The 25656-nt window shown below is 74.1% G+C and carries 24 protein-coding genes; 18 read left to right on the top strand and 6 right to left on the bottom strand.

Features of this window, described 5'->3' with window-relative positions:
• The first annotated feature begins 1 nt into the window (after position 1).
• The 3 genes from ACZ4MU_RS15550 (at position 2) to ACZ4MU_RS15540 (ending at position 3194) form a co-directional block, all read left to right on the top strand.
• The gene (locus ACZ4MU_RS15550; protein WP_467875957.1) at positions 2 to 1399 is read left to right on the top strand and encodes an aldehyde dehydrogenase family protein; all 1398 of its coding nucleotides are present in this window, start codon (positions 2 to 4) and stop codon (positions 1397 to 1399) included.
• Between the two features lie 3 nt (positions 1400 to 1402).
• The gene (locus ACZ4MU_RS15545; protein WP_467875954.1) at positions 1403 to 2185 is read left to right on the top strand and encodes a 3-oxoacyl-ACP reductase; all 783 of its coding nucleotides are present in this window, start codon (positions 1403 to 1405) and stop codon (positions 2183 to 2185) included.
• Positions 2186 to 2258: 73 nt separating this feature from the next.
• Positions 2259 to 3194 carry a DUF2510 domain-containing protein gene (locus ACZ4MU_RS15540; RefSeq protein ID WP_467875951.1) on the top strand — a complete coding sequence of 312 codons (936 nt, stop codon included), beginning with the start codon at positions 2259 to 2261 and terminating at the stop codon, positions 3192 to 3194.
• Positions 3195 to 3212: 18 nt separating this feature from the next.
• Here ACZ4MU_RS15540 and ACZ4MU_RS15535 read toward each other — a convergent pair whose 3' ends face one another.
• Entirely contained in the window at positions 3213 to 4415 is a 1203-nt protein-coding gene (locus tag ACZ4MU_RS15535; RefSeq protein WP_467875949.1) for an amino acid deaminase/aldolase, read from the bottom strand.
• 1055 nt (positions 4416 to 5470) lie between these two features.
• Between ACZ4MU_RS15535 and ACZ4MU_RS15530 the strand changes: the two genes are divergently transcribed.
• The 3 genes from ACZ4MU_RS15530 (at position 5471) to ACZ4MU_RS15520 (ending at position 8279) form a co-directional block, all read left to right on the top strand.
• Complete coding sequence (locus tag ACZ4MU_RS15530; RefSeq protein WP_467875947.1) at positions 5471 to 6262, top strand: hypothetical protein; 792 nt, start codon at positions 5471 to 5473, stop codon at positions 6260 to 6262.
• Complete coding sequence (mycP, locus tag ACZ4MU_RS15525) at positions 6259 to 7479, top strand: type VII secretion-associated serine protease mycosin (RefSeq protein WP_467875946.1); 1221 nt, start codon at positions 6259 to 6261, stop codon at positions 7477 to 7479. The genes ACZ4MU_RS15530 and mycP overlap by 4 nt, the downstream gene beginning before the upstream one ends.
• Before the next feature lie 62 nt (positions 7480 to 7541).
• A complete protein-coding gene (locus ACZ4MU_RS15520) occupies positions 7542 to 8279 on the top strand; it encodes an SseB family protein (RefSeq protein ID WP_467875943.1) in 738 nt (245 codons plus the stop codon).
• A gap of 77 nt (positions 8280 to 8356) precedes the next feature.
• Here the strand turns inward: ACZ4MU_RS15520 and ACZ4MU_RS15515 are convergent, their stop codons facing one another.
• Positions 8357 to 8722, bottom strand: a complete 366-nt coding sequence (locus ACZ4MU_RS15515; protein WP_358837796.1) for a DUF1844 domain-containing protein — start codon at positions 8720 to 8722, stop codon at positions 8357 to 8359.
• Positions 8723 to 9062: 340 nt separating this feature from the next.
• Here ACZ4MU_RS15515 and infC point away from each other — a divergent pair, with 340 nt between their 5' ends.
• The 10 genes from infC to ACZ4MU_RS15465 all read left to right on the top strand — a co-directional run bounded on the left by infC (position 9063) and on the right by ACZ4MU_RS15465 (position 20178).
• A complete protein-coding gene (gene infC, locus ACZ4MU_RS15510) occupies positions 9063 to 9734 on the top strand; it encodes a translation initiation factor IF-3 (protein WP_467875940.1) in 672 nt (223 codons plus the stop codon).
• A 99-nt stretch (positions 9735 to 9833) separates the two neighbouring features.
• Entirely contained in the window at positions 9834 to 10028 is a 195-nt protein-coding gene (rpmI, locus tag ACZ4MU_RS15505) for a 50S ribosomal protein L35 (RefSeq protein WP_030754426.1), read from the top strand.
• A gap of 105 nt (positions 10029 to 10133) precedes the next feature.
• A complete protein-coding gene (gene rplT / locus ACZ4MU_RS15500) occupies positions 10134 to 10517 on the top strand; it encodes a 50S ribosomal protein L20 (RefSeq protein ID WP_003970214.1) in 384 nt (127 codons plus the stop codon).
• Positions 10518 to 10789: 272 nt separating this feature from the next.
• Positions 10790 to 11626, top strand: coding sequence for a TrmH family RNA methyltransferase (locus ACZ4MU_RS15495; protein ID WP_467875937.1), 837 nt, complete (start codon positions 10790 to 10792; stop codon positions 11624 to 11626).
• 82 nt (positions 11627 to 11708) lie between these two features.
• A complete protein-coding gene (locus ACZ4MU_RS15490; RefSeq protein ID WP_467875934.1) occupies positions 11709 to 12830 on the top strand; it encodes a sensor histidine kinase in 1122 nt (373 codons plus the stop codon).
• Positions 12831 to 12978: 148 nt separating this feature from the next.
• A complete protein-coding gene (gene pheS / locus ACZ4MU_RS15485) occupies positions 12979 to 14103 on the top strand; it encodes a phenylalanine--tRNA ligase subunit alpha (RefSeq protein WP_467875932.1) in 1125 nt (374 codons plus the stop codon).
• Entirely contained in the window at positions 14103 to 16631 is a 2529-nt protein-coding gene (pheT, locus tag ACZ4MU_RS15480) for a phenylalanine--tRNA ligase subunit beta (RefSeq protein ID WP_467875930.1), read from the top strand. Before pheS ends, pheT begins: the two co-directional genes overlap by 1 nt.
• 229 nt (positions 16632 to 16860) lie before the next feature.
• A complete protein-coding gene (locus tag ACZ4MU_RS15475; protein ID WP_467876361.1) occupies positions 16861 to 17928 on the top strand; it encodes a PP2C family protein-serine/threonine phosphatase in 1068 nt (355 codons plus the stop codon).
• Positions 17929 to 18249: 321 nt separating this feature from the next.
• A complete protein-coding gene (locus ACZ4MU_RS15470) occupies positions 18250 to 19590 on the top strand; it encodes a transcriptional regulator (RefSeq protein WP_467875928.1) in 1341 nt (446 codons plus the stop codon).
• A 51-nt stretch (positions 19591 to 19641) separates the two neighbouring features.
• Positions 19642 to 20178: an NUDIX domain-containing protein gene (locus tag ACZ4MU_RS15465; protein ID WP_467875926.1), complete on the top strand. Its 537-nt coding sequence runs from the start codon at positions 19642 to 19644 to the stop codon at positions 20176 to 20178.
• Between the two features lie 20 nt (positions 20179 to 20198).
• Here the strand turns inward: ACZ4MU_RS15465 and ACZ4MU_RS15460 are convergent, their stop codons facing one another.
• Positions 20199 to 20456 carry a hypothetical protein gene (locus ACZ4MU_RS15460; RefSeq protein WP_467875924.1) on the bottom strand — a complete coding sequence of 86 codons (258 nt, stop codon included), beginning with the start codon at positions 20454 to 20456 and terminating at the stop codon, positions 20199 to 20201.
• 188 nt (positions 20457 to 20644) lie between these two features.
• On the bottom strand, positions 20645 to 21517 hold the full coding sequence (locus ACZ4MU_RS15455; RefSeq protein WP_467875921.1) for a 3-hydroxybutyryl-CoA dehydrogenase: 873 nt from the start codon (positions 21515 to 21517) through the stop codon (positions 20645 to 20647).
• 164 nt (positions 21518 to 21681) lie between these two features.
• Here ACZ4MU_RS15455 and ACZ4MU_RS15450 point away from each other — a divergent pair, with 164 nt between their 5' ends.
• A complete protein-coding gene (locus tag ACZ4MU_RS15450; protein ID WP_467875918.1) occupies positions 21682 to 22962 on the top strand; it encodes a glycoside hydrolase family 10-like protein in 1281 nt (426 codons plus the stop codon).
• Positions 22963 to 22980: 18 nt separating this feature from the next.
• Here the strand turns inward: ACZ4MU_RS15450 and ACZ4MU_RS15445 are convergent, their stop codons facing one another.
• A complete protein-coding gene (locus tag ACZ4MU_RS15445; protein ID WP_467875915.1) occupies positions 22981 to 23172 on the bottom strand; it encodes a DUF1918 domain-containing protein in 192 nt (63 codons plus the stop codon).
• Between the two features lie 65 nt (positions 23173 to 23237).
• Entirely contained in the window at positions 23238 to 24188 is a 951-nt protein-coding gene (locus ACZ4MU_RS15440; RefSeq protein ID WP_467875913.1) for a DMT family transporter, read from the bottom strand.
• Here ACZ4MU_RS15440 and ACZ4MU_RS15435 point away from each other — a divergent pair.
• Positions 24187 to 25632 carry an aminotransferase-like domain-containing protein gene (locus tag ACZ4MU_RS15435; RefSeq protein ID WP_467875910.1) on the top strand — a complete coding sequence of 482 codons (1446 nt, stop codon included), beginning with the start codon at positions 24187 to 24189 and terminating at the stop codon, positions 25630 to 25632. The genes ACZ4MU_RS15440 and ACZ4MU_RS15435 overlap by 2 nt on opposite strands.
• Positions 25633 to 25656 lie beyond the last annotated feature (24 nt).

The following is a 25656-nucleotide window of genomic DNA, read 5'->3' as shown; positions in this document are numbered from 1 at the left end:
AATGTCCGACGCGCACGACCCGAACGACCCGACCGGCCCGTACGAGCACCAGGTGCTCAACCCGGCGACCGAGGAGGTCGTCGCCACCGTCGCCGCCACCACCGCGAGAGAGGTGGACGCGGCGGTCGCGCGCGCCGCGCGGGCGCAGGAGAAGTGGGCGGCGCTCGCCCCCGCCGACCGCGCCCGGCTGCTGCGCCGCTTCGCCGCCGCCGTCGACGGGCAGCTGGAGGAGCTCGCCCGGCTGGAGGTCCGCGAGGCCGGGCACACCATCGGCAACGCCCGCTGGGAGGCGGGCAACGTCCGCGACCTGCTCGACTACGCGGCCGGGGGAGTCGAACGCCTGACCGGGCGCCAGATCCCGGTCGCGGGCGGCATCGACCTCACCCTGCTCGAACCGCTGGGCGTCGTCGGCATCATCGCACCCTGGAACTTCCCGATGCCGATCGCCGCCTGGGGCGCCGCCCCCGCGCTCGCGGCCGGCAACGCGGTCGTCCTCAAGCCCGCCGAGACCACCCCGCTCACCGCCCTGCGGCTGGCCGAACTCGCCCTCGCGGCGGGGCTGCCCGAGCACCTGTTCCAGGTGCTGCCGGGCGCGGGTGCCGTCGCCGGGAACGCGCTCGTCGAGCACCCCGGCGTGGCCAAGATCGTGTTCACCGGCTCCACCCGCGTCGGCAAGCAGATCATGGCCAAGTGCGCCCGGCAGGTGAAGCGGGTCACCCTCGAACTCGGCGGCAAGAGCGCCAACATCGTCTTCGCGGACGCCGACGTCGAGGCCGCCGCGGCCGCCGCCCCCATGTCCTTCCTCGACAACAGCGGTCAGGACTGCTGCGCCCGCACCCGCATCCTCGTCCAGCGCCCGGTGTACGACCGCTTCCTGGAGCTCCTCGCCCCCGGCATCGAGTCCGTGGTGGTCGGCGACCCGGCCGACGAGAAGACGCAGATGGGCCCGCTGATCTCGCGGACCCAGCTGGAGCGGGTGCGCGGGTACGTCCCCGACGGCCTGCCGGGCATCCGAGGAACCGCCCCCGAGGGCCCCGGCTTCTGGTTCGCGCCCACCGTCGTCACCGGCGCGGCGCCGGACGCCCCCGTGGCGGTCGAGGAGGTCTTCGGGCCGGTGGCCGTCGTCCTGCCCTTCGACGACGAGGCCGACGCCGTGACGCTGGCCAACGCGACCGAGTACGGCCTGTCCGGCTCCATCTGGACCCGGGACGTGGGGCGCGCGCTGCGGGTCTCCGGCGCCGTCGCGGCCGGCAACCTCTCCGTCAACTCGCACTCCAGCGTGCGCTACTGGACCCCCTTCGGCGGCTACAAGCAGTCCGGCCTCGGCCGCGAGCTCGGCCCGGACGCGCTGGCCGCCTTCACCGAAACCAAGAACGTCTTCATCAGCACGGAGGCCTGAGCAATGACCGACGACACCATCTGCCGCCGCCTGGTCGGGCGCACCGCCGTCATCACCGGAGCGGGCAGCGGCATCGGTCTGGCGACCGCGCGCCGGCTCGCCTCCGAAGGCGCCCACGTGGTCTGCGGCGACATCGACGAGGCGGCCGCCAAGAAGGCCGCCGACGAGACCGGCGGCCTCGCCGTCCGCGTCGACGTCACCGACGCCGAGCAGGTGGACGCGCTCTTCAAGGCCGCGTACGACACCTATGGCAGCGTCGACATCGCCTTCAACAACGCCGGTATCTCGCCCCCCGACGACGACTCCATCCTGGAGACCGGTTTGGAGGCCTGGAAGCGCGTCCAGGAGGTCAACCTCACCTCGGTGTACCTGTGCTGCAAGGCCGCCATCCCGTACATGCGCGAGCAGCGCCGGGGCTCGATCATCAACACCGCGTCCTTCGTCGCCCGGATGGGGGCCGCGACCTCGCAGATCTCCTACACCGCCTCCAAGGGCGGCGTCCTGGCGATGTCCCGCGAGCTGGGCGTGCAGTTCGCCCGCGAGGGCATCCGCGTCAACGCGCTCTGCCCCGGGCCGGTCAACACCCCGCTCCTCCAGGAGCTGTTCGCCAAGGACCCCGAGCGGGCGGCGCGCCGGCTGGTCCACATCCCGCTCGGCAGGTTCGCCGAGGCCGACGAGATCGCGGCGGCGGTGGCGTTCCTGGCGAGCGACGACTCCTCGTTCGTCAACGCGACCGACTTCCTGGTCGACGGGGGCATCTCGGGCGCGTACGTGACGCCGCTGTAGGCGGACGCGTACGCCCGGGACGGCCGCCGGGAGGCGGTGTACGGCGGCCGGAGCGCGGTCTTAGGGTGGCCGGATGAGCATGACAACGCCGCCCGGCTGGTATCCGGATCCGGGCACCCCGCTGCTGGAGCGCTGGTGGGACGGCACCGCCTGGACCGGGCACACCCGGGCCGCCGGTCAGCCGGTGGTGGTGCCGCCGGCGCCGACCGTCCCCCTGGGGGCCGTGGCGCCGCCGGGCCGGTCGCGCGGACGGGGCCCGGTGGCCGTCGTCGCCGTGGCCGCCGCGGTCCTCGTCGCGGCGCTGGTGGCCGGGGTGGTCGTCCTGAACGGCGACGACGGGGAACCGGCGGCAGCGGTGGCGCCGAGCGGGGGCGCCACGACCACGGCCGCCACCCGGGCGCCGAGCACCGCGCCGCCGCCGTCGCCCAGCGACGCCCCGGACCTCCTGGTCGACCAGCTCAACGGCATCACCCTGCCGGTCCTGCCGGGCTGGGAGAAGGCCGACTCCAAGATCGACGGTCTGCCCACCATGCAGACCAAGGACACCTTCGACTGCCCGGGCGACCAGGGCGCGTTCTGCCACCACGCCTCTGTCAACACCCGTACCCCCACCCGTACCGACCTCAAGACCGCCGAGGCCCTCGCCCGGCACGACATCGCGGACGCGGCCGAGGCCGCCTTCGGGAAGGACGGTCTCGACCGGGAGCGCTACGGCGGGCTCGTCTCGCACCGCGAGACGCGCTCCGCCTCCGTGGTGGTCGCCGGGCGCACCGGATATCTGGTGCGCTGGAGCGTGCGGACGGGGGCCGGGTCCGGCGGGTACGTCCAGTCGCTCGCCTTCCCGTCGAGCGTCGGCAGCGAGGCCATGATCCTCGTCCGGTTCGCCTTCGACACGGGCAAGGGCGCCCCGCCGCTCGCCGTGCTGGACCGGATCACGGCAGGTATCCGGGTCCTGGGCGGCCGGGACAGCGGCGGGGTGGGCAGCAGTGTGGCGCCACCGGCGCCGTGAGCCGGCGCCGCGCGGACCTCACAGGAACGTGCGCCCCTCACCCCGGTAGGTGGGGACGGTCGCGGTGACCCGGTCGCCCTCCACCAGCACCAACTCGTCGAACCGCTCGCACAGTTCCCCCGCCTTGGCGTGCCGGAACCACACCTTGTCCCCGATCAGCAGATCGTCGGCGGCCGAGCCGAGCAGCGGCGTCTGCACTTCCCCGGCGCCCTCCTGCGGGTCGTAGCGCAGCCCCTCGGGGAGGTACGGGACGGGCAGCCGGTCCACGCCCGCCGCCCCGGAGGCGGGGTAGCCGCCGCCGAGCACCGTGACCACGCCCACGCCCGGTCGGCGCACCACGGGCTGGGCGAACAGCGCGGCCGGACGCCCGGTGAACGAGGTGTAGTTGTCGAAGAGCCGCGGCACGTACAGGCCCGACCCCGCCGCGATCTCGGTGACCGCGTCCTCGGCCGCGGTGTGCTGCACGCTGCCCGTCCCGCCGCCGTTGACGAACTCCAGGTCCGGCGCCACGGCCCGGACCGCCCGCACCACCTCGGCCCGGCGGGCCGCCAACTCCTTGCGCGCGGCCCGCTGCATCAGCCGGATCGCGCGCGAGCGCACCGGCCGCCCGGCGACGGCGTCCCCGACGCCGGCGACATGGCCCTCGTACGCCATCAGCCCGACCAGCCGGAAGCCGGGGCGGCGGGCGACGGCATGGGCGAGCTCGGCCAGCTGCGCGGGCTCGCGCAGCGGGGAGCGGCGGGCGCCGACGCGCACGCGCCCGCCCAACAGCCGGAGCGAGGTGTCCAGTTCCAGGCAGACGCGTACGGGCAGGTCGTTCCGGTCCCGCGCCCGGTCGATGAGGTCGAGCTGGGCCGGATCGTCGACCATCACCGTGACGGCCGCGGCGAGCTTGGGGTCGGCGGCCAGCTCCGCGAACCGGTCCCGGTCGGCCGACGGATACGCCAGCAGGACGTCCTCGAACCCGGCCCGGGCCAGCCAGATCGACTCCGCCAGCGTGAACGACATGATCCCGGCGAACCCTTCCCGGGCCAGCACCCGTTCGAGCAGCGCCCGGCACCGTACGGACTTGCTGGCGACCCGGATCGGCTTGCCCTGGGCGCGGCGGACCAGATCGTCGGCGTTGGCGTCGAACGCCTCCAGGTCCACGAGCGCGAGGGGGGCGTCGAGATGGGCGGTGGCCCGGTCGTACCGGGCCCGGTCTGCGGCGCGGGGAGTCATGGGCAGAGCCTGCCAGAACGTCCTACCCGGGGGTAGGGGGACGAGTCGGTGCAGATCACCCGAGCGCGGACCGCATCCCTGCTCGCTCGCCCCAGCCCGTAAAGTAGCGCCCACGCGGCGACGAACGGCCCTGGCGGCCAAGCCGATCCGCAGCGCGGGCACGACGGGTACGAGGGGGGCCATTGACCACGGACGCACAACGCCCCCGGCCCGCGGCGCACCGCCCCACGGAGGGGGACGTGAACCACCCGGCCCCGCACCACCCGCGGAAGCCCGCACACCCGGACCACCGGCAACCTGCGCCCGCTGCCGCTGCCGCTTCCGGGCCCGCGCCCAGTGCCGCTCCCGCGCCCAGTGCCAGGCCCGTGTCCGGCGCCGCTTCCGTGTCCGGTGCCACCCCCGCGCGCGGCGCCGCCCCCACCCCCGGTGCTGCTTCAGCGCCCCCGCCGGAAGCAGCGTCCACGTACACGCCCAGTGCCGCTGCCGCGCCCGCGCCCAGCGCTGCTCCCGCGCTCGGCGCCACCCCCGCGCCCCGTGTGGGCGCCCCCGCCGAGGACGGTGCCCCCCGCACCGGCGAGCCGCCGCGCTCGGCCATCGACCTGCTCGACACGGGCCTGGCGCCCCGGCTCCGGATACCCGCGCAGCCCCCGGCGCCCGGCGTCGCGCGCACGCCCGCACGCACCTCCCCGCAGCCCGCGCGCCCGCCCCTCCCTCCGCACCCGGCCCCGACCCGCCCCCCGGCCCCACCGACACCGCCCCCGTCCGCCGCAACCACCGCGCCGCCGGCCGCGCCCCACCCGGCCCCGCGCCCGGCCGCCGCGCCCCCTGCCGCACCCCGTCCGGACGTGCCCCGGAACCCGGCCGCCGCGCCCACGCCCACCGCCCCCCCGGTCGCGCCGGCCACCGCCCCGCACCTCCCTGCCCCCCGGGACCCGGCCGGACCCGCCGCGCCCCCCTCCGCCGCGTCCCCTTCCGCGCCCCCCGCCCCGCCGAGGCCCCCCGTCCCCGCGCCCCGGGGGCCCCTGCCGTCGTTCCCGGTCGCCCCTCCGGGGGCCGTGCCGTCCATACCCGGGGCCGTCGGGCCGGGGCGCGGGCGGCGTCGGGGGCGGGTCGTCGCGGCGGGCGTCTGTCTGGTGCTGGGGGTCGGGCTGCTCGGTGGCGCCGCCGCCGGGAGCTGGCTGAGCGGGGGAGCCGGGGGCGCCGACGCCCGCGGCGGGTACTCCGCCGCCCGCGAGATGTGGCACTCCACCCCCGTGGACACCCTCTTCCCGCCGATCCTGACCGGGAACGGCGCGGGACCCGGCGGCGCCGACCGCGTCTGGACCCGTATCGGGGTCGCCCCGGACTCCGGCTGCGCCGGAGCCCTCGACCCGCTGCTGCTCAAGGCGCTCCAGCCGGTCGGCTGCGCACGCCTGCTGCGGGCCACGTACACCGACGCCACCTCCAGCGCCGTCACCACCGTCGGGCTCGTCTTCACCGAGGCCGACGCCGACGCGATGGCGGCGCTGCGCACCCGGTTCGCCGACGAGTCCCTGGGCGACCGCGCCGATCTGATGCCGCGCCCGTACGCCGTGGAGGGGACCCCCGCCGCCCGCTTCGGGGACAGGCAGCGGGCGAGCTGGACCGTGCGCGTCCTCACCGACGCCCCCGTCGTCGTCACGTCCGTCACCGGCTTCGCCGACGCCCGTACCGTCACCGACCCCCAGCCCGCCGACCGCGCCCTGGACGAGGGGACGGCGGACGCGCCCGTCGAGGCCGGGCTCACCTACGACGCCAAGGGCATCGCGGACCGGGTGGAACGCGCCCTGCGCAAGACCGCCGCCACCGGAACGAAGAAGCCGTCGTGACCACGCCCCGGAACGAAGAAGCCGTCCTGACCACGCCCGGGGCCACCCCCCGCCGGTACCGCGCCGCCGCGCTCTCCGCCTGTGCCTGCCTCGCGCTCCTGCTGCCCGCCGCCCCCGCCCGCGCGGACGTCATCCGGGACCGCCAGTGGGAGCTGGCCGCCATGCACACCCAGCAGGCGTGGCGGACCACCAAGGGCAAGGGCATCACCGTCGCCGTCCTCGACACCGGCGTCGACGCCACCCACCCCGACCTCGCCGGGCAGGTCCTGACCGGCAAGGACCTCGTCGGCTTCGGGGCCGGCCGGGGCAGCCGCGACTGGGCCCGGCACGGCACCGCCATGGCCGGGATCATCGCGGGTCACGGACACGGGCCCGGCCGCGGGGACGGCGTCCTCGGTATCGCCCCCGAGGCCAGGATCCTGCCGGTCCGGGTGATCCTGGAATCCACCGACCCGGCGCGCAAGAAGGCGCGCGAGTCACGCGGCGGCGCGCTCGCCGAGGGCATCCGCTGGGCCGCCGACCACGGCGCCGACGTCATCAACCTCTCCCTCGGCGACGACAGCGCCTCCGCGCACCCCGAGCCGTCCGAGGACGCCGCCATCCAGTACGCCCTCTCCCGGGGCTCCGTCGTCGTCGCCTCCGCGGGCAACGGCGGCGAACAGGGCGACCACGTCTCCTACCCGGCCGCCTACCCCGGCGTCATCGCCGTCGCCGCCGTCGACCGCTACGGCACCCACGCCGCCTTCTCCACCCGCCGCTGGTACGCCACCGTCTCCGCGCCCGGCGTGGACGTGGTGATAGCGGACCCGGACCGCAAGTACTACGAGGGCTGGGGCACCAGCGCGGCCTCCGCCTTCGTCTCCGGCGCCGTCGCCCTGATCCGCTCGGCCCACCCCGGCCTCTCCCCGGCCCAGATCAAGACCCTCCTCGCGGACACCGCCCGCAACGCACCCCGCGGCGGCCGCGACGACGCCCGCGGCTACGGCAGCGTCGACCCGGCCGCCGCCCTGGCCGAGGGCGCCCGCCTGCGGCCCGAGGCGCGGGCGAAGGTGGCGCCCGGCCGCGCCCGCGCCTACTTCGGCACCGGCCCCGACCGGGAGAAGGAGAGCGGCCACCGCGCCGACTGGCTCGCCGCCCTCGCGGCCGCCGCCGGGGCGCTGCTCCTGGCCGCGTCCTTCGTTCTGTGGCGCGGCAGCCGCACGACCGCCCGGAGCTGAGCGGGACCTCGGGGAAATCCCCTGGTGCGAGGGGCGGGGCGGGCCCCGGTTAGGCTCGTGCCGTGGCGCTCAAGAACATCCCGGACCCCGGTTTCTCCGACGACGACGGCACCGCCGACCCCGAACTCGCCGCGGCGCTCGCCGCCTGGGCCGAGGACAGGGGCAGCGGCGCGGCCCAATCGCGCGTGCTGGCCGCGCTCAGGGGTGCCCGGCTGCTCGTCCCCGTCGTGGCCGTGCTGGGCGAGGTGGAGACGGACGAGAACGGGTTGCGCCGCGAGAAGACCAGCGACATGGCGGTGCCCACGCTCACCGCGGGTGACCGCAAGGCGCTGCCCGCCTTCACCTCGCTCGCCTCGCTGGCGCTGTGGGATCCCGAGGCCCGGCCCGTCGCCGTCCCCCTGCACCAGGCGCTCCAGGCCGCCGCCCACGAACGCGCCGACACGGTCGTCCTCGACCTGGCGGGCCCTGTCGCGTACGAACTGACCGGCGGTGCGCTGCTCGCCCTTGCCGAGGGGCGCACCAGCGCGGACCCGCTCGACGACCCGGCGGTCGTCGAGGCCGTGCGCACGGCCGTCGCCGCCGAACCCGCCGTGCTCCGCGCCCACCTCGGCCCCGGCACCGCCGACGGCACGCTCGCCCTGGTCCTGGCCGAGGACGCGGCGCCCGCCGAAGCCGCGCGCCGGGTCGCCGGGCTGCTCGCCGCCGACGAGGTGCTCCGCGCCCGCCTGGTGCGCGGCCTCGACCTCGCCCTGCTTCCGGCCGCCGCCCCGCAGCCCAACGAGCCGCTGTTCACGCGCTGAGCGCCACCCACGGACGAAGGGAGCGCCCCCGGCTTTCCGGGGGCGCTCCCTTTCATACGTACGTGAGGGGCCGGGGACTAGCCGTACACCGGGCCCGTGTACTTCTCGCCCGGGCCCTGGCCCGGCTCGTCCGGGACGAGCGAGGCCTCGCGGAAGGCGAGCTGGAGCGACTTCAGGCCGTCACGCAGCGGGGCGGCGTGGAAGGAGCTGATCTCGGTGGTGCTGGCGTCGAGCAGGCCGGCCAGCGCGTGCACGAGCTTGCGGGCCTCGTCCAGGTCCTTGTGCTCGTCGCCCTCCTCCGTCAGGCCGAGCTTCACCGCGGCGGCGCTCATCAGGTTCACGGCGACCGTGACGATCACCTCGACGGCCGGGACCTCGGCGATGTCGCGGGTCATGGTGTCGAAGTCGGTGGTCTCGGGGGACTGGGGGGAGGTCTCACTCATGCCCCACACGATAGGCGCTGCGGCGGGGTGCACACGATTGGCCCCCGTGGCGGTGTACTGCTAACCTGGTGTAACGACCGGCCAGGCACTCCCATGTGTCCGGCCCACAAGTGGAGGCTCCGATCTCCCACCCGACCACCCTCCGGGGCGGCGGGTCATCCGGTCAGACGGTAGCCATCGTTCCGTACGGACGATGGAGCCGTCCGATGCGCGCCCCGCGGTTGACCGCGGCGGTGCTCCGGTAGCCCATGGAGCCCCGCCTGTGTCCCGTCCGGGGCATTTTTCATGTGCCGCGACGGTTGGTCCCGAGTGAAAGTACGCGCTTGTCTGCCAGACAGGCGTGTGGTGCTACCGAGGAGGATCCATCAGCGCCGAGCCCCGCATCAACGACCGGATTCGTGTTCCCGAAGTACGACTGGTCGGTCCCAGCGGCGAGCAGGTCGGGATTGTTCCGCTTGCCAAGGCCCTGGAGCTCGCACAGGAGTACGACCTGGACCTGGTCGAGGTGGCGGCGACCGCCCGTCCGCCCGTGTGCAAGCTCATGGATTACGGGAAGTTCAAGTACGAGTCGGCCATGAAGGCCCGTGAGGCGCGCAAGAACCAGGCGCACACGGTCATCAAGGAGATGAAGCTCCGGCCGAAGATCGACCCGCACGACTATGACACCAAGAAGGGTCACGTCGTCCGGTTCCTCAAGCAGGGCGACAAGGTCAAGATCACGATCATGTTCCGTGGTCGCGAGCAGTCCCGGCCGGAGCTCGGCTACCGACTGCTGCAGCGTCTCGCGGAGGACGTCCAGGACCTCGGCTTCGTGGAGTCGAGCCCGAAGCAGGACGGCCGAAACATGATCATGGTTCTCGGTCCGCACAAGAAGAAGACCGAGGCGATGGCCGAAGCCCGCGAGGCGCAGGCCGCCCGCAAGGCGGAGCGCCAGGGTCACCCGGCCGACGCGGAGGACTCCGCCGAGGAGCCCGTCGCCGAGGCACCGGCCGAGGAACCCGCCGAGGCCTGATCCCGGGCAGCCCGCCCAGGACTACCGATACACATGACGCTCCCGCGCGCCGGTCTGCGGACCGGCTGGGGGCGCCACTGACGAGGAGATAACGGCGCTATGCCGAAGAACAAGTCGCACAGCGGTGCCAGCAAGCGCTTCAAGATCACCGGCTCCGGCAAGGTGCTCCGCGAGCGTGCCGGCAAGCGCCACCTGCTCGAGCACAAGTCGTCCAAGCTGACGCGTCGCCTCACCGGCAACGCCGAGATGGCCCCGGGCGACGCCAAGAAGATCAAGAAGCTTCTCGGCAAGTGACGTTTCTCCGCCCCCGGTGACCGGGGGCGGAACGTCGGGACCGGGACCTATTCGAATTCGGGCCGTGTGATCACCCACCACGGCCCCGCTACAAGGAGTTAACAAGTGGCACGCGTCAAGCGGGCAGTCAACGCCCACAAGAAGCGCCGGGCGATCCTCGAGGCGGCCTCCGGCTACCGCGGTCAGCGTTCGCGCCTGTACCGCAAGGCCAAGGAGCAGGTCACCCACTCGCTGGTCTACAACTACAACGACCGCAAGAAGCGCAAGGGCGACTTCCGTCAGCTGTGGATCCAGCGCATCAACGCCGCTGCCCGCCAGAACGGCATGACGTACAACCGACTCATCCAGGGTCTGAAGGCCGCCAACATCGAGGTGGACCGCAAGATCCTGGCCGAGCTCGCGGTCAACGACGCCAACGCGTTCGCCGCGCTCGTCGAGGTCGCGCAGAAGGCGCTTCCGAGCGACGTCAACGCGCCGAAGGCCGCGTAAGCGCCTGACGGCTTGTTGAGCCGGACCCGGACCCGCAGGCCATCGGCCTGCGGGTCCGTGCGTTCCGGCGGCCCCGGCCCCCGCTTTCGTCCGCGGGGGGCGGGTGGCTGGTCGCGCAGTTCCCCGCGCCCCTGAAAACGCCGCTGCGCGGCATCCCCCCGGGCGCCCCGCAGGGGCGTCTCAGGGGCGCCGGGGACGGCGCGAGCAACCCACCACGGTCCGCAGACGAACACCGGGCCCAGCCCCCCGCCCCCTTCCCAGAGAGTCCGCACATGCCCACGCCCGAGCTGATCTCCCCCCGCTCCCCCCGTGTCGCCGCCGCCAGGCGGCTCGCGCGGCGCAACTTCCGGGGCAAGGAGCGGCGGTTCATCGCCGAGGGGCCGCAGGCCGTGCGGGAGGCCGTGGAGCACCGCAGCGGCGGTGAGGCGACGCTGACCGAGCTGTTCACCACCGTCGAGGCCGCCGAGCGGTACGCGGACATCGTGGCCGCCGCCCGCGACGCGGGCGCCCGGGTCCACTACGCCGACGACGAGGTGCTCGCCGAGGTCTCCCAGACCGTCACCCCGCAGGGCCTCGTCGGCGTCTGCCGCTTCCTGGACTCCCCGTTCGAGGACATCCTCGCGGCGCGCCCCAGGCTCGTCGCCGTCCTCGCGCACGTCCGCGACCCCGGCAACGCCGGCACCGTACTGCGCTGCGCGGACGCCGCGGGCGCCGACGCCGTCGTCCTCACCGACGCCTCCGTCGACCTGTACAACCCCAAGTCGGTCCGCGCCTCGGTCGGTTCGCTCTTCCATCTGCCGGTCGCCGTCGGCGTCCCCGTCGAGCAGGCCGTACGGGGGCTGCGGGACGCCGGTGTGCGCATCCTCGCCGCCGACGGCGCGGGCGAGGACGACCTCGACGACGAGCTCGACGCGGGCACCATGGGCGGCCCCACCGCCTGGATCTTCGGCAACGAGGCCTGGGGCCTGCCCGAGGAGACCCGCGCGCTCGCGGACGCCGTGGTGCGCGTCCCGATCCACGGGAAGGCCGAGAGCCTCAACCTGGCGACCGCCGCCGCGGTGTGCCTGTACGCCTCGGCGCGGGCCCAGCGCGCCCGCACTCCTCGCTGAGGGGGTCCGCACGGTCACTTCCAGCTAGTAGTGTGGCGGGCTCGGGGGCCCACTGTGTGCTTCGGAGAGGTGGGATACGGGGATGGCTGTCGGCGTGAGGACCATCGGCGCGAACGCCCTGGTGCGGCCTGCTGCCCAAGGCACCCCGGGCATAGACCCCGAGGACCTGCCCGACGGTCTCGTCGTCGCCGACGAGAAGGGCCGCGTCATCTGTTTCAACACGGCCGCCGCCCGGATCACCGCGGTCTCCGCGCGCGACGCGCTCGGCCTGGAGCTGGAGCGCGCGCTGCCGCTGGAGGACCTCAAGGGCCGCCGCTGGTGGCAGCTGACCGATCCGTACGGCGGACTCGCCATCCGCGTCGGCCAGCCCGAGCGCAATCTGCTGCTGCCCGGCGGCCGCGAGGTGCTGGTCTCCGCGCGGTACGTGCGCGAGCACCCCACCGGCCCGGTGCGCCAGGTGGTGGTCAGCCTGCGCTCGACCGAGGCGCGCAGACGCACCGAGCGCTCGCACGCCGAGCTGATCGCCACCGTCGCCCACGAGCTGCGCTCGCCGCTGACCTCGGTCAAGGGGTTCACCGCGACGCTGCTCGCCAAGTGGGAGCGGTTCACCGACGACCAGAAGCGGCTGATGCTGGAGACCGTCGACGCCGACGCCAACCGCGTCACCCGGCTGATCGCCGAACTCCTCGACATCTCCCGGATCGACTCCGGCCGGCTGGAGGTGCGGCGCCAGCCCGTGGACATAGCGGCCGCCGTCGGCAGGCACATCCAGGCCCATGTGGCCTCCGGCCAGGTCCCCGACCGCTTCCTGGTGCGCATCCAGCGCCCGCTGCCCGATCTGTGGGCGGATCCGGACAAGATCGACCAGGTCCTGGGCAACCTGCTGGAAAACGCGGTGCGCCACGGCGAGGGAACCGTCACCATCGAGGTGGCACCCGCGCCCGTCCGTATCGACGAGCACGACGAGAAGGGAACGGCCGTCACCGTGAGCGACGAAGGCCCCGGCATCCCCGAGGAGTCGATGGGCCGCGTCTTCACCCGCTTCTGGCGGGGCAGCAAACGCGGCGGCACCGGCCTCGGGCTCTACATCGTCAAGGGCATCGTGGAGGCGCACGGCGGCACCATCGCGGTGGGCCGCGGCTCCGGCGGCGGCGCCGAGTTCCGATTTATCCTGCCCGTCGGCGCCCCGGCCTACCTCCAGTAGGGACCGCCGGGCCGCCCACGGGCGCATCCGCATTCACCCACCCCGTTAGACTCGACCTTTGGCGCGTTCGTGTCCGTGCTGTCGCGCGGCCCAGTCGCGGTCGCGGTGGCGGGACCCCCAGCCAAGCCAATCGGAAGTACGGGAAGAGATGTCGGCACCCAATAAGTCGTACGACCCTGTTGAGGTCGAGGCGCTGAAACCGGAAGAGATCGAGCGCATGCGGGACGAGGCGCTCGCCGCCTTCGCCGCGGCCGGCGATCTCGACGCCCTCGCACACGCGAAGACCGCGCACGCCGGTGGCACCTCGCCCCTGTCGCTCGCCAACCGTGAGATCGGCGCCCTGCCGCCGCAGGCCAAGGCCGCGGCCGGCAAGCTCGTGGGCATGGCCCGCGGCGCCGTGAACAAGGCGCTGGCCGCCCGCCAGGCCGAGCTGGAGGCCGAGCGCGACGCGCGCGTCCTGGTCGAGGAGGCGGTGGACGTCTCGCTGCCCTACGACCGCGTACCGGCCGGCGCCCGCCACCCCCTGACCACGCTCTCCGAGCGCATCGAGGACATCTTCGTGGCCATGGGCTACGAGGTCGCCGAGGGCCCGCAGGTCGAGGCCGAGTGGTTCAACTTCGACGCGCTCAACATCGGCCCCGACCACCCGGCCCGCGGTGAGCAGGACACCTTCTTCGTCCAGGGCCCTGGGGGCACCTCCGCCGACTCCGGCGTCGTGCTGCGCACGCACACCTCCCCGGTGCAGATCCGCTCGCTGATCGACCGCGAGCCGCCCGTCTACGTGATCTGCCCCGGCCGCGTCTTCCGCACGGACGAGCTGGACGCCACGCACACCCCCGTCTTCAACCAGGTCGAGCTCCTCGCCGTCGACGAGGGCCTGACCATGGCGGACCTCAAGGGCACCCTGGACCACATGGTCCAGTCGCTCTTCGGACAGGACATGAAGACCCGGCTGCGGCCGAACTTCTTCCCGTTCACCGAGCCGTCCGCCGAGATGGACATGGTCTGCTACGTGTGCCGCGGCGAGTCCGTCGGCAACCCCGACCGCCCCTGCCGCACCTGCTCCAGCGAGGGCTGGATCGAGCTCGGCGGCTGCGGCATGGTCAACCCCAAGGTGCTCACCGCCTGCGGTGTCGACCCCGGGAAGTACAGCGGCTTCGCCTTCGGCTTCGGCATCGAACGCCTGCTGATGTTCCGCCACAACGTCGAAGACATGCGAGACATGGTCGAGGGTGACGTCCGGTTCACCCGGCCGTTCGGGATGGAGATCTGATGCGGGTCCCGCTTTCTTGGCTGCGGGAGTACGTCGACCTGCCGGCGACGGAGACCGGCCGGGACGTCCAGGCCAAGCTCGTGTCCGCCGGTCTCGAGGTCGAGAGGGTCGAGCAGCTCGGCGCCGGGCTCAAGGGCCCGCTGGTCGTCGGCCAGGTGCTGACCATCGAGGAGCTGGAGGGCTTCAAGAAGCCCATCCGCTTCTGCACGGTCGACGTCGGCACGGCCAACGGCACCGGCGAGCCGCAGGAGATCGTCTGCGGCGCGCGCAACTTCCAGGTCGGCGACAAGGTCGTCGTGGTCCTGCCCGGCGCCGTGCTGCCCGGCGACTTCGCCATCGCCGCGCGCCAGACGTACGGCAAGACCTCGCACGGCATGATCTGCTCCGGCGACGAGCTGGGCATGGGTGACGACGGCAGCGGCGGCATCATCGTCCTGCCGCCCGAGCACGAGGCCGGCACCGACGCCATCGAGCTCCTCGAGCTCGTCGACGAGGTCCTGGACATCGCCGTCACCGCCAACCGCGGCGACTGCCTGTCCCTGCGCGGCGTGGCCCGCGAGACCGCCATCGCCTACGGCCTGCCGCTGCGCGACCCGGCGCTGCTCGACGTGCCCGCGCCCAACTCCTACGGCTACCCGGTGAAGATCGCCGACCCGATCGGCTGCGACCGCTTCACCGCGCGCACCGTCGTCGGCCTCGACCCCGAGGCGCGCTCCCCGATCTGGCTCCAGCGCCGGCTCCAGAAGGCCGGGATGCGCCCCATCTCGCTCGCCGTCGACGTCACCAACTACGTGATGATCGAGCTCGGCCAGCCGCTGCACGCCTACGACCGCACCCTGGTCGACGGGCCGATCGGGGTCCGCCGCGCCGAGGCGGGCGAGGTGCTCACCACCCTCGACGGCGCCAAGCGCAAGCTCGACGCCGCCGACCTGGTCATCACCGACAACCGGGGCCCGATCGGCCTCGCCGGTGTCATGGGCGGCGCCAACACGGAGATCGCCGACTCGGTCACCGACCCCGAGACCGGGCAGGTCCGGGGCACCACCGAGGTGGTCATCGAGGCCGCGCACTTCGACCCGGTCGCCATCGCGCGCACCGCGCGCCGCCACAAGCTGTCCTCGGAGGCGTCCAGGCGCTTCGAGCGCGGCGTCGACCCGCAGGCCGCCTCCGCGGCCGCCCAGCGGACCGTCGACCTGCTGGTGCTGCTCGCGGGCGGCACCGCCGAGGCCGGTGTCACCGAGGTCCTGGCGCCCTCCGCGCCGCGCACCATCTCCGTCCCCGCCGACCACCCCGACCGGGTGGCGGGCGTGGAGTACGGCCGCGAGACCGTCGTGCGCCGCCTCCAGGAGATCGGCTGCGACGTCTACGGGCAGGACGAGCTCGTCGTCACCGTGCCCTCCTGGCGCCCCGACCTCACCGAGCCGAACGACCTCGCCGAGGAGGTCATCCGGCTGGAGGGGTACGAGAACCTGCCCTCGACCCTGCCGAAGCCGCCCGCGGGCCGCGGTCTGACCGAGCGCCAGCGGCTGCACCGCAGGGCGGGCCGCGCGCTCGCCGGAGCAGGCTACGTCGAGGCGCCGAACTACCCCTTCGTCTCGGAGCAGGTCTTCGACCAGCTCGGCCTGGAGGCGGACGACCCCGCCCGCCGCGTCGTGAAGCTGGTCAACCCGCTCAACGACGAGGAGCCGGCGCTGCGCACGACGCTGCTGCCGGGGCTGCTCACCGCGCTGCGCCGCAACGCCGGCCGCGGCGGCCACGACCTGGCGCTCTTCGAGACCGGTCTGGTCTTCCGGCCCACCGAGCACCAGGGCGTCGCCGCCCGCCTTCCCGTCGACCGCCGCCCCACCGACGAGGAGATCGCCGCGCTCGACGCCGTGCTGCCCGCGCAGCCCCGGCACGCGGCCGCGGTCCTGGCCGGTGCGCGCGAGCAGGCCGGCTGGTGGGGCAAGGGCCGCCCGGCGGACTGGGCCGACGCGGTCGAGGCCGCCCGGACCCTGGCCCGCGAGGCCGGCGCGGAGCTCATCGTCCAGCAGGGCCAGTACGGGCCGTGGCACCCGGGCCGCTGCGCCGAGCTCGCCGTCGTCGTCGACGGGGAGATCGTCCGGATCGGCCACGCGGGCGAGCTGCACCCGCGCGTGGTCAAGGCGCTCAGCCTGCCCGAGCGCACCTGCGCCATGGAGCTCGACCTGGACCTGCTGGCCAAGGCGGGGGAGGGCACCCTGCGGGCGCCGCGGATCTCCACCTTCCCGGTGGCCACCCAGGACGTGGCGCTGGTCGTCGACACCGAGGTCCCCTCGGCGGTCGTCGAGTACTTCCTGCGCGGCGGCGCCGGTGAACTCCTGGAGTCCATCCGGCTGTTCGACGTCTACACCGGCGAGCAGATCGGCGAGGGCAAGAAGTCGCTGGCGTACGCGCTGCGCTTCCGTGCCGCCGACCGCACGCTGACCGTCGAGGAGGCCTCGGCCGCCCGCGACGCGGCGGTGGCCCTGGCCGCCGAGCGCACGGGCGCGGTGCTCCGCGGGGCATGACCGCCGTACAGCGGTGGTGAGGAAGGGCGCGTCCGGATCCCCGGGCGCGCCCTTCCGGCGTTCCACGCCCCTCCCCGCGCGCCGCTCTCCCCGAACCCCTCCCTCCTCACTCGTTCGGGTGAGAACCGGGAGCGATGTAGGCAAAAAAGGGCGGCCGGTGGACAGAATCGACCCGGCCGTGGAGGCCAGGGCAGGGGCGAGCGGCGCAGAGCCCAGGGGGGCCGACGGCATGATCCGTACCGGGAGTCGGACCGCGGCCTGCGCGCGAGCCCTGGCCGCACGGCGGGGCCTCGTGCCGGCGCTGCCCGTCCTCTGGCTGCTCCTGGTCGTCGTCTGGCAGCTGACCTGTCCGCTGGTCACCGACGATTCCCTGGGCCTGCGGATCGCCACCTGCGCCGCCTTCCTACTGGCCGTGATCTGCCTGGTGCACGGCGTACGGCTGGGCGCGGCCCGGGAGCTGCGGCTCGTCCAGGAGGTCGCGGACGCCGCCCAGCTGGTGCTGCTGCGCCCGCCGCCGCCCCGGGTGGACGGACTCCTCGTGGCCGCCGGGCAGCTCTGCGCCGGCCGCGGCGCGGTCGTCGGCGGCGATCTGTACGAGGTGATGGCCACGCGGTACGGGGTGCGGGTCGTGATGGGTGATGTGCGCGGCCACGGCCTGGGCTCGCTCGGCGCGGTCGCGGCGGTGCTGGGCAGTTTCCGTGAGGCCGCACACGACGAGCCGGAGCTGGCGGGCGTGCTGCGGCGGCTGGAGCGGGCGCTGCAACGGCATCTGCGCGAGCGGGCCCGCACCGAGCACCCTGCGTGCTGCGCGGGTGAGCCGGAGAGCCCGGTCGCCGAGGAGTTCGTGACCGTCCTGCTCCTGGAGATCCGCGACGACGGCCTGGTGGTCGGCCTCAACTGCGGCCACCCCTGGCCCTACCGGCTGTGCGGCGGCGCCGAGGCACTGCTGCCCGGCGACCCGCTGCCCCCGCTCGGCTCCTTCCCGCTCCCCGCCGAGCTGCCGCTGCACCGCTGCACCCGGCTGCTGCCGGGGGAGGCGCTGTGCCTGCACACGGACGGCGCCGAGGACGCCAGGGACCGCGCCGGGCGGTTCTTCCGGCTGCAGGAAGTACTCGCCCGGGCGGCCCTGGACACCCCGCTGTCACCCGCCGCGGTGGTCGACCGCGTACAGCGGGAGCTGCTGCGGCACACCGGCGGACGGCTCGCCGACGACGTGGCGCTGATGGTGCTGCGCAACGACCGGGTGCGCGTGCCCGCGCGGCCCGCGGCGGTTCCCACCGCACGGGCCCGGCGCTGAGAGCCTGTCTTCGAACCCCCGTCTGCGCTGCGGGCGGACGACGGGGGTTCAAAGACAGGCTCTCAGCCGGGCGCGCGTGCGCCGTCGGCCCTGCCGCGGAGTGACGGGCAGTTCGGCAGGACCGGCGGCGCCGGGTGCGGGCCGCCGCACTGTACGAGGGGGAGCCGACGGCCCGGCACGCCTCTGTGGAGAGGCAGTTCAGTCAATCGGGAGCCCCATCCCCGCGGCAGAGTGCGCGGCGCACAAATGCGAGCACTCCCATCACACCCCGTGTGAACGCGCCTCCTCTACGCTGGGGCCAACGAGCCAACGGAGGGCCTGATGCAGCCCAATACCCTGCTCGACGCGCTGGTCGACGAGGCAGGCATCTCGAACGCCGGGCTGGCGGCCCATGTGAACCAGGCCGGCCGTGCCAGAGGACTGGCACTGAAGTACGAACACACCGCGGTGGCCCGGTGGTTGAAGGGCCAGCGGCCGCGCGGGCAGGTGCCCGACCTGATCTGCGAGGTGCTCGCCGCCCGGCTGCACCGGCCGGTCACCCTCGACGACATCGGGCTCGGCGTGCCGGGTGAACCGGCCGCGCCGGTGGGCTCGCCGCTCGCCGGGTTCGTGGAGCGCGCCACCGCCCTGTGGCGCTCCGACGAGCAGCAGCGCCCGCACATACTGGGCGCGCCCGCGGTCACCGGCACCCCGGCCGTGATGCCGGTGTGGGAGTGGGAGAACCCGCCGGAGGACACCGATGTGTCCCGGCACGGGCAGACCGCGGTCGGCGAGAGCGACATCGAGATGCTGCGGGCCGCACGCGCGCACTACGAGCTGATGTACCGCAAGGCCGGGGGCATCGCCACCCGCTCGCGGATCGTGGGCTTCCTCAACTCCGAGACCGCGCCGCTGCTGCGCGGCTGCTACACCGACGCGACCGGCCGCCAGTTGCACCGGGCGACCGGCGGCCTGGTCGCGGTCGCCGGGATCTGCGCGTACGACTCCAACGCCCAGGGCCTGGCGCAGCGCTACTTCCACCAGGCGCTCAGGCTGGCGAAGGCGAGCGGGGACCGGGGGCTGGGGGCGTATGTGATCGCCCTGCTGGTCAACCAGTCGCTGTTCATGCGCGACTACCGCCAGGCGGTCGCCTTCGCGGAGGCGGCGCTGCGGGCGGCGGGCCACCAGCTCACCCCGGCGCTGGCGGCGGATCTGCACGCGATGCAGGCCAAGGCGTACGCCCACCTCGGTGACGGGCGCAGCGCGCTCGGCGCGATCCGGGGCGCCGAGCGGGCCGCCGAGCACATCCGGCCGAAGAACGAACCCGCCGAGACCGGCTACGTCCAGCCGGGCCTGGTCAACGTCCAGGTGGCGGAGGCCCTGCTGCGGCTCGGCGATCTGCCGGCCGCGCGCGAGCAGGCGGGACTGGCGGCGCACGCCCCCTCGCACGACCGGGGCAGGGTGCACCGCCTGGCGATGCTCGCGCAGATCGAGCTCCGGCAGGGCGACGCGGACCGGGCCGTCGCGACGGCGGTCGAAATGGCCGAGCGGGCCCGGGGGATGGAGTCGCAGCGCCTTCGCGACCGGTTGCGAGCCGTACGCGAACACCTGGTCGAGAGCGGTTGCGCCGGCGCCGACGAAGCCGCCGAGCTGATCGACGGGGCACTGCGCGTTCCCCTGTGAGCGCGTGCCTGCTGCGATATTGCCATCCTCTTGTCGGAAGGTGGCAAAAACGTGCAGTGGACGAACCTGAGTGAGCAAACTGTCTATGAGAACCGCTGGTTCCGCGTCAATCTCGCCGATGTCGCTCTCCCGGACGGGCGACACCTCGACCACTTCCTGATCCGGCTGCGCCCGGTCGCCGTGGCGACCGCGGTCAACGAGGCCAACGAGGTGCTGCTGCTGTGGCGGCACCGGTTCATCACCGACAGCTGGGGCTGGGAGCTGGCCGCGGGGGTCGTCGAGGACGGCGAGGACATCGAAGCCGCGGCCGCCCGGGAGATGGAGGAGGAGACGGGGTGGCGGCCTGGCCCGCTGCGCCATCTCCTCACCGTCGAACCCGCCAACGGGCTCATCGACGCCCGTCACCACCTCTACTGGTCGGAGTCGGCCCAGTACATCGGCCACCCCGAGGACGACTTCGAGTCCTCGCGGCGCGAGTGGGTCCCGCTCAAACTCGTGCCCGACATGATCGCCCGTGGGGAGGTCCCGGCCGCCAACATGGCGGCCGGACTCCTGCTCCTGCACCATCTGCGGCTCGGCGACGGCTGACCGCCGCCGACCGCCGGTGTTCACCGCCCCAGCGCCTGCCAGACGGCGACGGCCAGCGCGCCCAGGGCGGTGAGCGCCGTGAGCGCGGGCAGCGGCCACCTCGTGTGCTCCAGGGACGACAGCCGCATGCCCAGCTCGGCCAGTTCGCGTTCGCTCTGGTCGTCGCGGTGGGTGAGCAGCGTGAGCTGCCCGTCGATGCGGGCCAGGCCCACTTCCAGGGAACGGCGTAACTCGAACAGTTCGTCGACGGCCATCGGTAGGCCGGGGTCGCTCGGCACGGCGAGGCTCCTTCGTCGTTGTGGCGGAATGCCATTGACTTTTCGCCAAGGAGTCAACTCGCCCTGCCCCCGGGGCGGGAGAGTGTGCGAAGAGCATATGCGTGCTCGCGCCGCACACCGGGTGTGAACGCGGCGGGCCCGGCCCTCACCCAGAGGAGCCGGGCCCGGCGTCAGCCGTCCCGCGGTACTCAGGCGTACGTGTAGAAACCCGAGCCGGTCTTGCGGCCCAGGCGCCCCGCGTCCACCATGCGCTGCAACAGCGGAGGCGCCGCGTACAGCGGCTCCTTGAACTCGTCGTACATCGAGTCCGCCACCGAGGCGACCGTGTCCAGACCGATCAGATCGGACAGCTTGAGCGGACCCATCGGATGGGCGCAGCCCAGCTCCATGCCGTTGTCGATGTCCTCACGGCTGGCGATGCCCGACTCGAACATCCGGATCGCGGAGAGCAGATACGGGATGAGGAGCGCGTTGACCACGAAGCCCGAGCGGTCCTGGGCGCGGATCGCGTGCTTGCCGAGGACCTTCTCCACCATGGTCTGGGCCCGGCTGAGGGTGCCCTCGGAGGTGGTGAGCGCCGGGATCAGCTCGACGAGCTTCTGCACCGGCGCCGGGTTGAAGAAGTGGATGCCGATGACCTGGTCGGGCCGCGAAGTGGCGACCGCGAGCTTCACCAGCGGGATGGAGGAGGTGTTGGAGGCCAAGATCGCGTCCGGGCGGGTGACCACCTGGTCGAGGACCTGGAAGATCTCGGTCTTGACCTGCTCGTTCTCCACCACGGCCTCGATGACCAGGTCACGGTCGGCGAACTCGCCGAGGTCGGTGGTGAAGCTCAGCCGGGCGAGCGTCGCGTCGCGCTCCTCCTCGGTGATCTTGCCGCGCTCGGCGGCCTTCGTCAGGGAGTTGTGCAGCCGGGTACGGCCGATCTCCAGGGCTTCGCCGGTGGTCTCGGCAACCTTCACGTCCAGGCCGCTGCGGGCGCAGACCTCCGCGATGCCGGCCCCCATCTGGCCGCAGCCCACCACTCCGACGCGTGCAATATCTCCCGTGGGGTCCGTCACATCGTGCCTTTCGCTTCTGACAGAAAAGTCCCGGCGGGTCCCCCGTATGAGTCCGGCGCCCGACCCGGCCCCACGACGTTACTCCGCGCCTGCGTGGGATCAGGGGGTGGGGCGGGCATGCTGTGCGCAACACCGGACATTCGCGGCGACGAGGGGGTCATGAAGTGGGACGGATCACTCGGCGGGGACTGCTGGCGGCGACGCTCGCGGCCGGTACGGCGGGCGCGGTGAACGGCCTGGTCACAGCGGACGCGGCGGCCGTGGAGGGCGCGGCCGGGGCCCTCGCGGCCGCCGGCCCCGGCCGCCCCTGGCACGCGCCCCGGCCGCTGGAGTTCCGGGGGATGTGGCTGGCGACGGTGTCCAACCTCGACTGGCCCTCGCAACCGGGTCTGCCCCCCGACCGGCAGGAGGCCGAACTCATCGCCCATCTCGACCGGGCCGCCGCCCTGCGGCTGAACGTGGTGGCGCTCCAGGTCCGCCCCACCGCCGACGCCCTGTGGCCCTCGCCGTACGAGCCGTGGAGCCAGTACCTCAGCGGTGTCCAGGGCCAGGACCCGGGATGGGACCCGCTGGGCACGGCCGTCCGCGAGGCCCACCGGCGCCGCCTGGAGCTGCACGCCTGGTTCAACCCGTACCGGGTGGCCAACCACACCGACCCCTCCAGACTCGTGCCGACCCATCCCGCGCGCGTGCACCCCGAGTGGGTCGTGGCGTACGGCGGAAAGCTCTACTACAACCCCGGCCTGCCGGAGGTCCGCCGGTTCGTGCAGGACGCCATGCTGGACGCGGTGGCGCGCTACGACGTGGACGCGGTGCACTGGGACGACTACTTCTATCCGTACCCGGTCGCCGGACAGAGCTTCGCGGACGACGACGCCTACGACCGGTACGGGGCGGGCTTCCCCGACCGGGCCGCCTGGCGCCGCGACAACATCGACCGGCTCGTCCGGGAGACGGCGGCCCGGCTCAAGCAGGTCCGGAGCCGGGTGAAGTTCGGGATCAGCCCCTTCGCGGTCTGGCGCAACGCGGCCACCGACCCGCTCGGCTCGCCCACATCGGCCGGCGTGCAGACCTACGACGACCTGCACGCGGACACCCGGAAGTGGGTGCGCGAGCACTGGATCGACTACATCTGCCCGCAGGTGTACTGGAACATCGGCTTCCAGGCCGCCGACTACGCCGCGCTGGTGCCCTGGTGGGACGCGGTCGCCCGGGGCAGCGGCACCCAGCTGATCGTCGGTGAGGCTTTGTACAAGGCGGGAAACCCGGCGCAGCCCCCCGCCTGGCAGGACCCGGCCGAGCTCTCCCGCCACCTCACCCTCGCCCGGCGGTACGCCTCGGTGCGGGGCCACTGCTTCTTCTCGGCGAAGGACGTGGCCGAGGACCGCATCGGCGCGATGGCCCGGGTGGTCGCGGACCACTATCCGGGCCGGGTGCGGCCGTGACCGCGCCGCCTCGGGGTCCTACTCGTCCGTGGGGCGCCTGACGACGGTGTCGGGACCCGGGGACATCAGGGTCTCGTGCCCGTCCTCGAAGCGCACCCGGTACGGCGGTGTCCCGTCCGGGCCCAGTACCTCGATGACTTCCGCGCTCCGGTCGTGCTGTCCGACGGTTCTGCCGTGCACCAGCAGCCGGTCGCCCACGCTCGCTCGCATGGGCCCATTCTAGGGCGGCGGGGCCGGCCCGCACCCGTGCGAACGGGCCTCGGGCGGCGGTGGTTTCAGGCCGCCGCGCGCTGCGTCACGGCGATGCAGACCAGCACGCCCGCCGCTGCCAGCGGGGCGGCGGGGGAGAGGTGCTCGCCGAGCAGCAGCACGGCCCAGACCAGCGTCAGCAGCGGCTGCGCCAGCTGGAGCTGGCTGGCCCGGGGCACCCCGATGGCGGCCATGCCCCGGTACCAGACGTACAGCCCGAAGAACTGCGAGCCGGCCGCGACCCACAGCATCCCGAGGACGCCGTGCGCGCCCAGGTGGACCGGTTCGGCGGCGAGGGCCGCGGCCGAGCCGAGGACGGCGAGCGGCAGGGTGAGGATCAGCGCCCAGCCGATCACCTGCCAGCCCGGCATCACCCGGGCGAGGCGCCCGCCCTCGGTGTACCCGGCGGCGCACACCAGCAGGGCCGCGAAGAGGTAGAGGTCGCCCGTGGAGAGGGCGCCGCCGCTCTGCTGCACGGTGAAGGCGACCACGACCCCGGCTCCGGCCAGCGCCGCCGCCCAGAAGGCGCGGGAGGGGCGGCGGCCGGTCCGCAGCGCCGAGAGCGCGGCCGTGGTCAGCGGCAGCAGGCCCACGACGACCGCGGCGTGCGAGGTCGTGGACGTCCGCAGGGCCAGGGTGGTCAGCAGCGGGAAGCCGACGACGGTCCCGGCCGCGACCACCGCGAGGCCCGCCCAGTGCCGGCGCTCGGGCAGCGGCACCCGGCCCGTGAGCAGGAAGGCGCCCGCGAGCAGCCCGGCGAGCAGACTGCGGACGGCCACGAGCGACCAGGGCCCGAAGCTCTCCAGGCCCCAGGCGGTGGCCGGGAAGGTGAGGGAGAAGGCGACGACGCCGAGTCCGGCGAGGAGCGCGCCCTGCCGGGGGTCGGGGGAGACCGCCGGGGCCGCAACCGGGGTACGGGCCGGGCGGCCGTCGACCGCTATCGTCGTGCGAGCAGTAGCGCTATCCTGTGCTGTCATGCAAGAGCGTAGCAGTGTGGCCGACCTGGCGACCATCCTGAAAAAGGACCTCGACCGCTACTCCGTAGGTGGAAAGCTGCCGTCGAGCCGGGCGCTCGTCGAGCAGTACCGGGTCTCGCCGGTCACCGTCTCGCGGGCGCTGGCCAGGCTCGCCGCCGAGGGCCTGGTCGTCACCCGTCCCGGCTCCGGCGTCTTCCGCGCCGAGCCCCGTACGTCCGAGACCCGCCCCGGCGACACCTCCTGGCAGGAGGTCTCGCTCAGCGCCGACGGCGCCACCGACGCGGTGCCGCGCGCGGTCGACGCCTCCGGGGTCCTGGCCACCCTCGCCTCGCCGCCGCCCGGGGTGATCGAGTTCAACGGCGGCTACCTGGCCCCCGCCCTCCAGCCGGAGCGCGCGATGGCCGCCGCCCTCGCCCGGGCCGGCCGCCGCCCCGGAGCCTGGGGGCGGCCGCCCACCGACGGGCTGACCGAGCTGCGCGACTGGTTCGCCCGCGAGATCGGCGGCACGGTCACCGCCGCCGAGGTGCTGATCTGCGCCGGGGGCCAGTCCGCGCTCACCACGGCGCTGCGGGCGCTCGCGGCGCCGGGCGCGCCGGTCCTGGTGGAGTCGCCGACCTATCCCGGCATGCTCGCGGTGGCCCGCGCCTCGGGGCTGCGGCCGGTGCCGGTCCCGGTCGACACCGACGGGGTGCGGCCCGACCTGCTCGCCGCCGCCTTCCGGGCCACCGGGGCGCGGGTCCTGGTGAGCCAGCCCCTCTTCCAGAACCCCACCGGCGCGGTGCTCGCCCCCGCCCGGCGGGCCGAAGTGCTGCGGGTGGCACGGGAGTTCGGGGCGTTCGTCATCGAGGACGACTTCGCCCGGCTGCTCGTCCACGCGGACGCGGGCCCGCTGCCCGCGCCGCTCGCCGCCGACGACCCGGACGGTGTGGTCGTGCACGTCCGCTCGCTCACCAAGGTGGCCTCGCCCAGTCTGCGCGTGGGCGCGCTCGCGGCCCGGGGCCCGGTCCTGGAGCGGCTGCGCGCGATCCAGGTCGTCGACAGCTTCTTCGTCCCGCGCCCGCTCCAGGAGACGGCCCTGGAGCTGGTCGGCTCCCCGGCGTGGCCCCGCCACCTGCGGGCCGTCTCCCAGGAGCTGGGAGAGCGCCGGCAGGCCATGGCGACGGCCCTGGCCCGCCAGCTGCCCGGCCCGGCCGTGCCCCACCTGCCCTCCGGCGGCTACCACCTGTGGCTGCGCCTGCCGGACGGCACGCCCGAGGCCGTGCTCGCCGCGGCGGCCCTGCGGGCCGGAGTCGCGGTCGCCCCGGGCCGCCCCTACTTCAGCGCGGAACCCCCCGCCGCGCACCTGCGGCTGTGCTTCGCGGGTGTGGCGGGCCGGGCCGAGATCGAGGAGGGGGTACGGCGGCTGCGTACCGCCTACGACGAGGTGGGCGCCGCGACCTCTTGACCGACCGCCCGTCCGGTCGCACGA

Source organism: Streptomyces sp. NPDC026377 (genome assembly GCF_055567715.1).
Note: the sequence above shows the minus strand (reverse complement) of the source record. Positions and strands in the feature narration are given on the sequence as shown.

Bases quoted from the DNA above. Each gene is read 5' to 3' on its own strand.
- ACZ4MU_RS15550 (WP_467875957.1), top strand. From the start codon at position 2: ATGTCCGACGCGCACGACCCGAACGACCCGACCGGCCCGTACGAGCAC.
- ACZ4MU_RS15545 (WP_467875954.1), top strand. From the start codon at position 1,403: ATGACCGACGACACCATCTGCCGCCGCCTGGTCGGGCGCACCGCCGTC.
- ACZ4MU_RS15540 (WP_467875951.1), top strand. From the start codon at position 2,259: ATGAGCATGACAACGCCGCCCGGCTGGTATCCGGATCCGGGCACCCCG.
- ACZ4MU_RS15535 (WP_467875949.1), bottom strand. From the start codon at position 4,415: ATGACTCCCCGCGCCGCAGACCGGGCCCGGTACGACCGGGCCACCGCC.
- ACZ4MU_RS15515 (WP_358837796.1), bottom strand. From the start codon at position 8,722: ATGAGTGAGACCTCCCCCCAGTCCCCCGAGACCACCGACTTCGACACC.
- rpmI (WP_030754426.1), top strand. From the start codon at position 9,834: ATGCCGAAGAACAAGTCGCACAGCGGTGCCAGCAAGCGCTTCAAGATC.
- ACZ4MU_RS15495 (WP_467875937.1), top strand. From the start codon at position 10,790: ATGCCCACGCCCGAGCTGATCTCCCCCCGCTCCCCCCGTGTCGCCGCC.
- ACZ4MU_RS15490 (WP_467875934.1), top strand. From the start codon at position 11,709: ATGGCTGTCGGCGTGAGGACCATCGGCGCGAACGCCCTGGTGCGGCCT.
- pheS (WP_467875932.1), top strand. From the start codon at position 12,979: ATGTCGGCACCCAATAAGTCGTACGACCCTGTTGAGGTCGAGGCGCTG.
- pheT (WP_467875930.1), top strand. From the start codon at position 14,103: ATGCGGGTCCCGCTTTCTTGGCTGCGGGAGTACGTCGACCTGCCGGCG.
- ACZ4MU_RS15475 (WP_467876361.1), top strand. From the start codon at position 16,861: ATGATCCGTACCGGGAGTCGGACCGCGGCCTGCGCGCGAGCCCTGGCC.
- ACZ4MU_RS15470 (WP_467875928.1), top strand. From the start codon at position 18,250: ATGCAGCCCAATACCCTGCTCGACGCGCTGGTCGACGAGGCAGGCATC.
- ACZ4MU_RS15445 (WP_467875915.1), bottom strand. From the start codon at position 23,172: ATGCGAGCGAGCGTGGGCGACCGGCTGCTGGTGCACGGCAGAACCGTC.
- ACZ4MU_RS15435 (WP_467875910.1), top strand. From the start codon at position 24,187: ATGCAAGAGCGTAGCAGTGTGGCCGACCTGGCGACCATCCTGAAAAAG.
- ACZ4MU_RS15440 (WP_467875913.1), bottom strand. From the start codon at position 24,188: ATGACAGCACAGGATAGCGCTACTGCTCGCACGACGATAGCGGTCGAC.